Raw genomic sequence first — 12,320 nt, 5'->3', positions numbered from 1 at the left:
GAGCATGGACACCGGCTGGCTGGCCGACAACTGGGCGCAGATCCGCCGCCGCGTCGACGCGGCGTGCCACGAGGCCGGCCGCGACCCGGCCGGGGTGGCCATCCTGCCGGTCAGCAAGACGTTCGGCCCGGAATTGATCCGGGCCGGGGTGGCGCTGGGCATGCGCCGCTTCGGCGAGAACAAGGTGCAGGAGATCCGCGACAAGTCCGCGCCGCTGGCGGACTGCGGCATCGAATGGGTGATGATCGGCCACCTGCAGACCAACAAGGCGAAGGACGTGGCGCGGCTGGCCAGCGAAGTGCAGTCGCTGGATCGGCTGGATTTGGCTGAAGCGCTGGATCGCCGGCTGCAGCACGAGGGCCGCGCGATCGACGTGCTGGTGCAGGTGAAGACCTCGCCCGAGCCCAGCAAATACGGTCTCCCGCCTGAACAGCTGCCGGATTTCCTGAACGTCCTGCGCGGTTTCGGCACCTTGCGCGTGCGCGGCCTGATGACCCTGGCGATCCACTCCAGCGAGCCGGCCGAAGTGCGTGCCTGCTTCCGCCTGCTGCGCGAGCTGCGCGATCGAGCTGTGGCGCAAGGTCATGATCTGACAGAACTTTCCATGGGCATGAGCGGGGACTTCCCGCTCGCCATTGCGGAGGGAGCCACCGAAGTACGGATCGGCACGGCGATCTTCGGCAGCCGGCCCTATCCGGATTCGTATTACTGGCCGGAATCGCCGCTCAAGGCATAAACGTGTCGGATCAATGGGTTGGATGAAATGTGCACGGCGTCGCCATTTTTTGAAACGCCAGAGTTCAGTTAACCCCAATCCAACATTCAGGCGGCCTCTTCTTGTTAACTTCACCGAGTCGTCACGTCATTGGCTTCTGCTGGGCGGTCGATCCTGTTAACAACTAAGGGTTTTTCCCAGCATGCCCATCAAGCAACTGACCGTCGCCGCCGCGTTCGTTTTCGTTCTGCTGGTGTCCGGCCCGCTCCAAGCCGCGAACAACCCTGCCGTCGTCGACAGCACGGTTGTCGCCCGCCGCGGTTCGCCCTTGCTGAGTCAGCTGCCGGCAATCAACCCGGCGCCATCGCTGGCGCAGTCCGTGGTTCCCGACGCTGCCTCGGTGCTTGCCGGCAACCATGCCGCGACGGAACAGGCTGCCGTGGCCGACGTCGCCACCATGGACGAGCAGGACGCGGCAGCGGCAGCCGCAAGCGCGAACATCACCGATCTGCGCAAGTCGCTGATCGCGATGGCGATGAAGCTGCGCGATACCCGCTACGTGCGCGGCGGGCGCGACCCCTCCACCGGCTTCGATTGCAGCGGCTTCGTCCGCTACGTATTCGCCCATGCGATCGGCATGCAGCTGCCGCGCAACTCCGCCTCGCAGTTCCTGGCCGGCCTCAAGGTCAATCGGGCCGACATGCAGCCGGGCGACCTGGTGTTCTTCCGCACCCATGGCAAGCGGCGCATTTCGCACGTGGGCATCTATATCTCGAACGGCCGCTTCATCCACTCGCCGGCCAGCGGCAAGTCGGTGGAGATTTCCAGCCTGCACGAGAGCTACTGGGCCAAGCGCTTCGCCGGCGCCAAGCGCCCGGAAGCGATGGCGCAGGTAGCCGACAAAGGCTGATCCGTCGTCACCGGCTTCTTCGCCAAGCCGCCGCGAGGCGGCTTTTTGCTTGCCGCGGCGGATGAACGATTGCTGTCGGGTGCGGTCAGCAGCCCGGTGCGTGGTTATGCTGTCGCTGATCCCATGGAAACCGTCCGATGCCTTTTGATTTGCCGCCCGTCACGCGCAACCTGCTGATTGCCAACGTGGCGGTGTTCCTGCTGCAACAGGTGATGGGCCAGCTTCTGATGGTGTATTTCGCGCTGTGGCCGCTCGGCTCCGGCCTGTTCGGGGTATGGCAGATCGTCACCAGTGCGTTCATGCATGGCAGCATCACCCACATCATGTTCAACATGCTCGCGCTGTACATGTTCGGCGGCACGATCGAGCGCACCTTCGGCGCGCGCGAGTTCACCGTCTACTACTTCGTCTGCGCGATCGTCGCCTCGCTGCTGCAGCTGGCGGTGCTGTGGTTCTTCCCGCCGCCCCAGTACGGCCCCACGCTGGGCGCCTCCGGCGCGATCTTCGGCCTGCTGCTGGCGTTCGGCATGCTGTATCCGCACGAGAAGGTGATGCTGATCTTCCTGCCGATCCCGATGCCGGCGTGGCTGTTCGTGATCCTCTATGCCGCGGCCGAACTGACCATGGGCGTGACCGGGATCGAGCCGGGCGTCGCCCATTTCGCCCATCTCGGCGGCATGCTGGGCGGCCTCGTGCTGATCCAGTACTGGCGCGGGCGGCTGCCGTGGAAGCCGAAGCGCCGCCTGTTACGCTGAGCGCTTTCACACCGCGAACGCACCCATGACCCAGACTCTCCAGCGCCAGCTCACCCCGCGCCACATCACCTTCATGGCATTGGGCATGTGCATCGGCGCCGGCCTGTTCCTCGGCTCGGCCAGCACGATCCAGCTGGCCGGGCCATCGCTGCTGTTCGCCTACCTGTTCGGCGGCGCGATGATCTTCATCATCATGCGCGCGCTGGGCGAGATGGCCGCGCACGAGCCGATCGCCGGTTCGTTCAGCACTTACGCGCACAGGTATCTCGGTCCGTTCGCCGGCTACCTCACCGGCTGGAACTACTGGATCCTGATGATGGGCGTGGGCATCGCCGAGAGCACGGCGGTCGGCATCTACATGAAGGCGTGGTTTCCCGAGCTGCCGCAGTGGCTCTGGGCGTTCGGCAGCGTGGCGATGATCGGCGGCTTGAACCTGATGGCGGTGAAGGTCTACGGCGAGCTGGAGTTCTGGTTCGCGCTGATCAAGGTGCTGACGGTGGTGCTGATGATCCTCGGCGGCGCCGCGATCATCGCTCTGGGCTGGGGCAACGGCGGGCATCCGATGGGGTTGTCGAACCTGTGGTCGCACGGCGGCTGGTTCCCCAACGGCGTCACCGGCATGGTGCTGGCCTTGCCGGTGCTGGTGTTCTCGTTCGGCGGCATCGAGACGATCGGCATGGCGGCGGCCGAGGCCGCGCATCCCGAACGCACCATCCCGCGCGCGGTGAATTCGGTGATCTGGCGCATCCTGATCTTCTACGTGGGCGCGCTGTTCGTGATCATGGCGATCTACCCGTGGAACGCGTTGGGTACGCAGGGCAGCCCGTTCGTCACCACCTTCGCCAAACTGGGCATTCCGCAGGCGGCGGGCCTGATCAACTTCGTGGTGATCACCGCGGCGCTGTCCAGCTTCAACTCCACCATGTTCAGCGGCAGCCGCATGCTGCACAGCCTGGCGACCAAGGGGCAGGCGCCGATGGCGATGGGTCGGCTGAGTGCGCACGGCGTGCCGGTGCGCGGGGTGCTGGTGACGCTGGTGTTCCTGCTGTTCGGCGTGCTGATGAACTACCTGGTGCCCGGGCGCATCTTCGGCATGATGATGTCGATCCTCGCGTTCAACACGGTGTGGACCTGGGGCATGGTGCTGGTGGCGCACTGGCGCTTCCGCCGGCAGCAGCCGCTGCCGCTGGCTTTCCGGTTGCGCTGGTTCCCGATGAGCAGCGTGATCTGCCTGGCGTTTCTTGCGTTCGTGCTGGTGATGCTCGGCTACAGTGCGGACACGCGCGTGGCGCTGTACGTGGGCGTGATCTGGCTGGCGCTGCTGACGGTGGGTTACCGCGTGGGCGGTATCGGGCAGCGCATGCGCGTAGCGTCGGCGTCGGCCTGAGGGCGGTTTCGCCGCGGGCTCTTCCCGCCCTCGGGGAGGGCGGGCCTCAGCGCAGCGCGAGGAAGTCCGCGCTGACCACGAAGCGCACCGCATCCAGCCGCAGGCGCGATTGCGGCAATGCGGCCAGCAGCTCGGAGCGTTCGGCGACGATGGCCGCGATTTCCGCCTCGCTGACCGACGGGTTCACCGCGCGCAGCGCCCGCAGGCGCGACAGTTCCGCATCCAGCGTCTCCGTGGCCAGGCTCACGGCCTCGTCGATGCGCGCTTGCCCGCGTGTGCCGGCCAGCGCCTCGGCACGCTCCAGCATGGGCGGCACCAGCTTGCCGAGGAACTTGCGGTAGCGCGCCACCTCGATGTTGCGGTCGCTGGCCTTGCGCAGCGCGATCTCGCTGGGCGCGAAGTCGGCGCGTTCGGCGAGCCGCGTGTCGACGGTGACCACGATAGGCAGGATCGGCAGGAAGCGCTCGGCGTCGAGCCGGCGATCGGCCACGCATTCCAGCACGAACACCGCCTGCAGCAGCGCAGTGCGCGGCGGCAGCACGTCGTCGACCATGAAGGCGGCGTTGCCCTGTTCGCCTGACAGGGCCAGGTCGAGCGCACCGGCGACCAGCGGGTGGTCGAGCCGCAGCAGCGGCAGCTCCTCGCGCGACAGCGCCACCTCGCGCGCGAACGTCACCGACTGCGGGCCGTCGGCGAAGCCGGGCAGGGCGTCGGTGGACAGGTATTGCGGGTCGAGCAGCAGCACCTGGCCGCCGAGCTCCTCGGCGTGGATGCCGAAGGCCTCCAGCAGGCGTTGCACGAAGGCGTCGCGGCCGGGGTCGTGATCCTCGCGGGCGAAGGCCTGCTGCAGCTCGTCGGCGTGCAGGTCGCGGCTGGCGGCCAGTTCCAGCAGGTGGTCGCGGCCGCCGCGGATCAGCTGGGCCATCTGCTCGTGGCTGGCGCGGGTCTCGGCCAGCAGCGCGTCCAGTTCCTGGTCGCGGTTGTCGTCGCCGCGCGCATGCTCGTCGGCCAGCCGGGTCAGCGGCTCGCCATAGCGGCGCAGCAGTTCGCGGCCGTCGGCCGGGCTCATGCGGAACGCGTCGACGCCTTCGTCGTACCAGCGCGCCAGCACGTGTTGGGCGCTGTCGGCGACGGCGAGGATATGGATGTCGATGTCGTGCTTCTGGCCGATCCGGTCGAGCCGGCCGATGCGCTGTTCGAGCAGGTCCGGATCCAGCGGCAGGTCCCACAGGACCAGCCGGTGCGCGAACTGGAAGTTGCGGCCTTCCGAGCCGATCTCCGAACACAGCAGCAGGCGCGCGCCGTCGGGCTGGGCGAAATACGCGGCGTTGCGGTCGCGCTGCACGATGCTGAGGCCTTCGTGGAAACGCGCCACGCCGACGCCGCTCTTCGTGCGCAGCGCTTCCTCCAGCGCCAGCACCTTGGCCTGGCTGCGGCAGATCAGCAGGAACTTGTCCTGCGGGTGCCGATCGAGCAGGGCGATCAGGATGTCGATGCGCGGGTCGGCGGCGTAGTCGACCTCGATCAGCGGCGACGGCTGCTGGATGTCGGCGTGGAATTCGGCCAGCAGCGCCTGGCGCGTGCTTTCGTCGAGCCGGTCGGCGTCCAGCAGGTGCCACTCGGGCAGGCGCTTCGGGAAGCCGCCCACGCCGGCGCGGTTGTTGCGGAACATCGCGCGGCCGGTGCCGTGGCGGTCGATCAGCGCAGCCAGCAGCTCGCGCGCGTTCTCCGCCCTGGACGGGTCGGCCAGCCGGGCGCTGAGCACGGCATCGCCGTGGAACGCCTCGTCCAGGGCGTCGCGCTGGGTATCGTCGAGCGGCTTGCCGTCGAGCAGGCGGTCGGCGATCTTCGACAGCGCCAGGTAGGTGTCTGCTTCGGCCAGATAGCCGTCCAAGTCGTGGTAGCGCTGCGGGTCGAGCAGGCGCAGGCGGGCGAAGTGGCCGCTGCGGCCGAGTTGTTCCGGGGTGGCGGTGAGCAGGATCACGCCGGGGATTGCCGCGGCCAGCTTCTCCACCATCGTGTAGCGCGGGCTGGCCGCTTCGGGCGACCACGCCAGGTGGTGGGCTTCATCGACCACCAGCAGGTCCCACGGCGCGTCCAGCAACTGCTGGGCGTGCTTGGGCGAATTTTCGAGAAAGCCGAAGTCGGCGATCACCAACTGCTCGTCCTCGAACGGGTTGCCGGCGTCGCCGGATTGCTCCAGCGCTTCGCAGCGCTCCTCGTCGTAGATCGCGAAGCCGAGGTTGAAGCGGCGCAGCATTTCCACGAACCACTGGTACACCAGGGTGTCGGGCAACAGCAGCAGTACGCGCGAGGCGCGCCCGGTGGCGAGCTGGCGCGCGATGATCATGCCCGCCTCGATGGTCTTGCCCAGGCCCACCTCGTCGGCCAGCAATACGCGTGGTGGCCGCCGCGCGGCGGCGATGCCGGCCACGCGCAGCTGGTGCGGCACCAGCCCGATGCGCGCGGCGCCCAGGCCCCACATCGGCGAACGGCGTGCCTCGGCACGCCGCTTGAGGCCTTCCAGGCGCAGCTCGAACTGCGCCACGGCATCGGTGCGGCCGCCGACCAGGCGGTCGTCGGCCTGGCTCACGCTCTGCTCGTCGTCGAGCTGGCCTTCGTGCAGTTCGCGGCCTTCGCCACGATAGATCAGCAGCTCGTCCCTGATCTCGACGCGCTCGACCAGGAACGCGATGCCCTTGCCGGCGACGCGCTGGCCGGCGCGGAATTCGGCGCGGATCAGCGGCGCCGAATCGATCGCGTACGGGCGCAGCACGCCGGCCTTGGCGAACAGCACCTGTACCCCGCGTCCTTCGACGCGCAGGACGGTGCCGAGGCCAAGCTCGGGTTCGGCGGAGGAGATCCAGCGTTGACCAGGAACGAACATTTTTCAGCCGGGTTGCTTCAGTGGGCCGACGATTATCCGCCGCGGGGCGCGCGCTGGGAACCATGGCCGGCTGCGGCGGCCGTTCGGCAACCGCGTCGTGCGCTCAGGTTTCGGCCCATTGGCGCAGCAGATTGTGATAGACGCCGGTCAGCTGCAGCAGCGCGGCGGCGTCGGCGCTGGTCTGGGTCAGGCGCTGGATCGAGGCGTCCAGTTCGAACAGCAGGCGCCGCCGGTTGTCGTCGCGGATCAGGCTTTGCACCCAGAAGAACGAGGCCACGCGCGTGCCGCGGGTCACCGGTACGACGCGGTGCAGGCTGCTGGACGGATAGACGATCAGGTCGCCGGCCGGCAGCTTCACTTCGTGTTCGCCGTAGGTGTCGTTGACGATCAGTTCGCCGCCGTCGTATTCGTCCGGCTCGCTGAGGAACAGCGTGCAGGAAACGTCGCTGCGCAACTGCGCATCGCTCGACAGCGCCATCACGGCGCCGTCGACGTGGAAACCGTACTGGCCGCCGCCCTGGTAGCGGTTGAAACGCGGCGGCAGGGTGCGCAGCGGCAACGCCGCCGCGTGATAGAGCGGGTTCTTCGCCAGCGCCGCCAGCACCGCTTCACCCAGTTGCCGGCGCAGCGGCGAGGCATCCGGCAACTGCTGGTTGCGTTTCACCTGCGCGCCTTGCGCGCCGACGGTCTCGCGGCCGTCGGTCCAGGCGGCCGCGTCGAGCGTGGCGCGCATCTGCGTGACCTGTTCGCGGCTGAGGACGTCGGGTATGTGCAGCAGCATGGCGGGTTCCTGAGGAGCCGGGCGGTGAAGCCTGAGGATCAGAAGCGGATGTTGGCGGTGAGCATCGCCGCGCGCGGCGTGCCCGGAGTGTAGCGATAGCCGCTCTTGTTGATCGCCGCGACGTAGTCCTTGTCGAACAGGTTGTACAGGTTCAACTGCAGGTCGACGTGCTTGTTGAGCGGGTAGCTGGCCATCGCGTCGAACACCCAGTACGCCTCGGTGTAGGCCGGCGTGCCGATCGCACCGTCGGTGCCGCGCTTCATCTCGCCGGCGTAGCGGCCGCCGCCGCCGAGGGTGAGGTTGAACGGCAGGCGGTAGGTAGTCCACGCGGTGAACGCACTCTTCGGCGTATAGGCCAGGTCGCTGGAACCGTCGTTGGCCACCGCGCTGCCGTGAAGCACCTTGGCGTCCATGACGGTGTAGCCGGCGCTGATCGCCCAGTTGCCGGTGAGCTTGCCGACCGCGCTCAGCTCGATGCCCTGCACGCGTTTCCTGCCGACCTGGTAGTACTGCAGGTCGACCGGATCCTGCACCAGGTCGTTGCTGACGGTGGTGCGGTACAGCGCGCCGGTCAGCAGCAGCTTCTCGCCGAGCAGGTCCCACTTCGTGCCCAGCTCGACGGTGCGTGCTTTCTGCGGGTCGAGGTTCGGGTTGTCGGCGCTGTTGGCCCGATCGCTCAGGGTGAGCGTGTTGCCGCCCGGCGGCTCCTGCGACACGGCGAAGTTCGCGTAGACGCTGCCGTTGGCGGCCGGCTTGTACAGCACGCCGAGCTTGTAGTTGGGCAGGTTGCCGGATGTGCTGCTGTCTACCCCGGGCAGCACGCTGCCGGCCGGCAGGGCGCCACACGCCGGACCGTTGCGGGCGCCGCAGACCACCATGCTGCTGAAGTCGGTGCTGTAGTGGTCCAGCCGCATGCCGGCGTTGACCTGCCATTGCTCGTTGAATTTCAGCGTATCGAACAGGTAGGCGGCTGCGGTATCGGTCCGGCCTTCGCTGTGCGCCCCGGTGCGGCCGTAGACCAGGCCGTTGACGTCGGCGTCCGGGCGGTACAGGTTCGCCGCCGGCCACGCGCTGCCGTTGAGCGCGCCCAGGCCGACCGTGCCGGCCTTTTCGCGGGTCAGCTCGATGCCGGCGCTGAGATTGTGCGTGATGCCGCCGGTGTCGAAATTCGCGGTGACATTGGCCTGGTTGGTGAGGATGCGGTTGGTCTGGTCCTTGAAGGTCGGCAGGCTGCGCGCGATGGTCCATGTCAAGGGATCGGCGGCATCCGGGGTGAGCAGGTTGGCGGTATCGCCGCGGAACGAGGTCAGCAGGTAGTCCTGGTGCGTGCGGCCCCAGCGCGTGGTGTTGTGCAGGACCACGTCGGGCGAGACGTCGTGTTCGACGATGGCGGTGAACATGTCCGCCTCGACGTTGTCGTGGTCGGCCCGGGTGCCGTAGAAGTTCTGCGGGTCGACCATGGCGGCGCCGGCGAGGAACGGGCGCGCCGGATCGGGGCTGCCGTAGCCGGGCAGGCCGATGGTCGGCACGCCGCCGTCGGGCAGGTTGTCCTGCCGCACGTGCAGGAAGTCGAGGTAGACGCGGGTCGGCGTCTTCAGCCCGAGCGCCAGCGACGGGGCGATGCCCCAGCGGTTGTTCTCGACCTTGTCGCGTCCCGGCACGCCGCTGTTCTGGCCCATCACGTTGAGGCGGAACGCAGAGTGTTCGCCCAATGTCTGGTTCCAGTCGGCGGTGGCGCGCCGGTGCCGGCCGCTGCCGTAGCCGATCGAGCCGGAGATGCCGTTGCCCAGCTGCGGCTGCTTGCTGACCAGGTTCACCGAGCCGGTAGGCGCGGTGCGGCCGTAGTCGGTGCCGGCCGGGCCCTTGGCGACTTCCACCTGCTCGATGTTGAACACGTCGCGCGAGATCGTGCCGAGATCGCGCACGCCGTCGACGAAGATGCTGCCGGAGGTGTCGAAGCCGCGCATGTAGATGCCGTCGCCGGTGCTGGTGTTGCCGTTCTCGCCCACATAGAACGTGCCCACGCCCGGGCTGTTGCGCAGCGCCTCGGTCAGCGTGGTGGCGCCCTGCTGCTGGAGCAATTCCTTGGTGATCACGCTGACGGTCTGCGTGGTGTCCAGCAGCGGCTGGGTGAATTTCGGCGAGGACAGCTTGTCGACGCGGTAGTCGTTGCCGGTGGTGGCTTCCACCTTCACGCCCGGCAGGTTCTTGGCGGTGGCGATCTGGGCATCGTGGGAAGATGACGCGTCGGCCGCCATCGCGGGGTGGACCAGTACCAGGCCGGTGACCAGCGTTGCGGCCGTCAGCATGCCCGCCGTCGAAGGTTGCCTGCGGGAGCCGACGGCGTGTTTGCGCGATTTGATGGGTGACATGAGGGTTCCGTTGATGAATGTTGCATGCGTGTCGACAGGGCCTGGCGGGTCTGGCGAATGCAGGTGTTTCGCAATGGCTGGATGCAGGTTTCGGATGGGTCGGGGCGCGGCTGGCTGGCTGCGTGCGTCGCGCGGACCGGCGTGGTGCCCCCGGAGCCTGGCCGTGCGTGGTTATGAAGCGCACCGGCCGGCGCAGTTGCATACGATATTTTTAATGAGAATGATTTGCAATACCTTAAATTCGGATTCGTGCCTTCGTGGCTGCGAAATCCCGGATGCCGCTCCACGAAAAAGGCCCCGCATTCGCATGCGGGGCCTTGGTGTTCACGCCGCGCTGAATTGCGGCGTGCGATGTCGCGGGCTTACCAGATCTTCACCTGCTTGTCGGCCGCACGCACCATCGCGTCGCCCGGCTTGCACTGGAACGCGCTGGCGAAGGTCGACATATTCGATGGCGCACCCATCGCGCGGAACTTCATTGGCGAGTGCGGATCGGCATTCAGATAGACCATCTGGGTTTTTTCGCGGATATCGCCGCGCCACACGCGTGCCCAGTTGAGGAAGAAGCGCTGGTCTTCGGTGTAGCCCTCGATCTTCTTGCCGGCTTCGGCCGGGTTCTTCTTCAGCGCGGTCTGCAGTGCGTCATAGGCAATGTTCAGGCCGCCGAGGTCGGCGATGTTCTCGCCCAGGGTCAGCGTGCCGTTGACGTGCAGTTCGGGGTGATCGACGAGCGGCGCGTAGTTGTCGAACTGGTCGACCAGCTTGCCGGTGCGTGCCTCGAACTGCTTCTTGTCCGCGTCGGTCCACCAGTTGACGTTGTTGCCGTCGCCGTCGAACTGGCTGCCCTGGTCGTCGAAGCCGTGGCTGGCCTCATGGCCGATCACCGCGCCGATGCCGCCGTAGTTGATCGCGTCGTCGGCGTTGGCGTCGAAGAACGGCGGCTGCAGGATCGCGGCCGGGAAGTTGATCGTGTTGTCGGTCGGGTTGTAGTACGCGTTGATCGTCTGCGGGGTCATGCCCCATTCCTTGCGGTCGGTCGGCTTGCCGATCTTGGCGATGTCGTACTCGTAGTTGAACTTGCTGGCCGCCTGCATGTTGGCGTAGTAGCTGTCCTTGCTGATGCTCAGGCCGTCCCAGCTGCGCCAGGTTTCCGGGTAGCCGATCTTGGGCAGGAACTTGGACCACTTGTCGAGTGCCTTGGCCTTGGTCTCTTCGCTCATCCAGTCGAGGTTCTGGATGCGCGTCTTCAGCGCGTCACGCACGTTGGTGACCAGCTCCTCCGCGCGGGCCTTGGCCTCGGGGGTGAAGTACTTGGCGACGTAGAGCTGGCCCAGCGCCTGGCCCATCGCGCCGTTGACCGCGTTGAGCGAACGCTTCCACTGCGGCTGCTGTTCCGGCTGGCCGCGCAGGGTCTTGCCGTAGAAATCGAACTGCGCGTCCACGAACGGTTCGGACAGGGCGGTGGCGGCGTTGGAGATGGTGTGCGCCTTCAGGTAGGCCTTCCATTCGTCGATCGGCGCGCTGGCGACCAGCTTGTCGAACTCGGCGAAGAACTTCGGCTGCGACAGCGAGAAGCCCTTGTCGACGGTGACGCCCTGCGACTTGAAGAAGGCATTCCAGTCGAAGTGCGGGGTGATCTTGTTCGCTTCGGCGACGGTCACGAAGTGATACTGGTTTTCCGGCTTGCGCATTTCCACGCGCGGGATGGAATGCTGCGCCAGGTCGGTCTCGAACTTCATCGCCAGCGCGGCCTGCTTGCCCGCGTCGGCGGCGCTGCTGCCGGTCATCTCGAACAGCTTGGCCAGATACTTGACGTAGCTGTCGCGGATGTCCTTGTACTTGGCGTCGGTGTAGTAGTCGGTGGTGGGCAGGCCCAGCCCGCTCTGCTCGGCGTAGGCGATCTGGACCTTCGCGTCCTTGTAGTCGGCGCCCGAACCGAAGCCGAACACCGCGCCGTCGCCCTTGGCGAAGGACTGGCCCAGCCATGCCGGCAGGTCCCTGCCGGACTTCAGCGCGTCGATGCCGGCGAGGTCGGGCTTGATCGGATCGAAGCCGGCCTTGTTGCGTGCGTCCATATCCATGCTGGAGTGGAACAGCCAGCCGATCTTCTGGTCGATCGAACCGGCCTTGGCGCTGTCGGCGTTCTTTTCCGCGTTCTCCACCAGCTGATGCTGGTCGGCCAGGCTCTTCTCGCGCAGCACGCTGAAGGCGCCCCACACGGTCTGGTCGGCCGGGATCGGGTTGGCCTTGACCCACTTGGCGTTGACGAAGCCGTTGAAGTCCTGGCACGCCAGCGCGCCGTCACCGAGTTCGCTGACGTCGAAGATGCTCTTGCCCGGATCGGCGGCAGCCGTGGTGCTGCTGGCGGCCGGTGCGGTGCTGCTGCTGGCTGGTGCGTTGGCGGCCGGCTCCTGCTTGCCGCAGGCGCCCAGCGCCAGGGCGGCGCTTACGGCCAGTGCCAGCGCCAGGGGCTTCAGATACTGCTTGGTCATGGGTATCCCTCTGTAGATGTT

8 protein-coding genes are annotated in these 12,320 nt (G+C 67.1%); 4 read left to right on the top strand and 4 right to left on the bottom strand.

Annotated elements, in window-relative coordinates:
- Positions 1-4: 4 nt before the first annotated feature.
- The 4 genes from KK131_RS03550 (at position 5) to KK131_RS03535 (ending at position 3,767) form a co-directional block, all read left to right on the top strand.
- A complete protein-coding gene (locus KK131_RS03550; RefSeq protein ID WP_214556637.1) occupies positions 5-736 on the top strand; it encodes a YggS family pyridoxal phosphate-dependent enzyme in 732 nt (243 codons plus the stop codon).
- A gap of 181 nt (positions 737-917) precedes the next feature.
- Positions 918-1,625, top strand: a complete 708-nt coding sequence (locus KK131_RS03545) for a C40 family peptidase (RefSeq protein WP_214555350.1) — start codon at positions 918-920, stop codon at positions 1,623-1,625.
- A 137-nt stretch (positions 1,626-1,762) separates the two neighbouring features.
- A complete protein-coding gene (locus KK131_RS03540; protein ID WP_214555349.1) occupies positions 1,763-2,380 on the top strand; it encodes a rhomboid family intramembrane serine protease in 618 nt (205 codons plus the stop codon).
- Between the two features lie 25 nt (positions 2,381-2,405).
- The gene (locus tag KK131_RS03535) at positions 2,406-3,767 is read left to right on the top strand and encodes an amino acid permease (protein WP_214555348.1); all 1,362 of its coding nucleotides are present in this window, start codon (positions 2,406-2,408) and stop codon (positions 3,765-3,767) included.
- A gap of 46 nt (positions 3,768-3,813) precedes the next feature.
- On the opposite strand, the gene rapA is transcribed toward KK131_RS03535, so the two are convergent.
- The 4 genes from rapA to KK131_RS03515 all read right to left on the bottom strand — a co-directional run bounded on the left by rapA (position 3,814) and on the right by KK131_RS03515 (position 12,299).
- The gene (gene rapA / locus KK131_RS03530) at positions 3,814-6,654 is read right to left on the bottom strand and encodes an RNA polymerase-associated protein RapA (protein ID WP_214555347.1); all 2,841 of its coding nucleotides are present in this window, start codon (positions 6,652-6,654) and stop codon (positions 3,814-3,816) included.
- A 103-nt stretch (positions 6,655-6,757) separates the two neighbouring features.
- Positions 6,758-7,435 (bottom strand): Fe2+-dependent dioxygenase, encoded by a 678-nt coding sequence (locus KK131_RS03525; RefSeq protein WP_214555346.1) that lies wholly within the window; start codon positions 7,433-7,435, stop codon positions 6,758-6,760.
- A gap of 38 nt (positions 7,436-7,473) precedes the next feature.
- Positions 7,474-9,807 carry a catecholate siderophore receptor Fiu gene (locus tag KK131_RS03520; RefSeq protein WP_214555345.1) on the bottom strand — a complete coding sequence of 778 codons (2,334 nt, stop codon included), beginning with the start codon at positions 9,805-9,807 and terminating at the stop codon, positions 7,474-7,476.
- Between the two features lie 362 nt (positions 9,808-10,169).
- Positions 10,170-12,299, bottom strand: a complete 2,130-nt coding sequence (locus tag KK131_RS03515; protein WP_214555344.1) for a M13-type metalloendopeptidase — start codon at positions 12,297-12,299, stop codon at positions 10,170-10,172.
- Positions 12,300-12,320 lie beyond the last annotated feature (21 nt).

This window comes from Rhodanobacter sp. LX-99 (genome assembly GCF_018599185.1).
In the GTDB taxonomy this organism is placed as follows: domain Bacteria; phylum Pseudomonadota; class Gammaproteobacteria; order Xanthomonadales; family Rhodanobacteraceae; genus Rhodanobacter.
The sequence above is the reverse complement of the archived record's forward strand: the minus strand, read 5'-3'. Positions and strand labels throughout refer to the sequence as shown.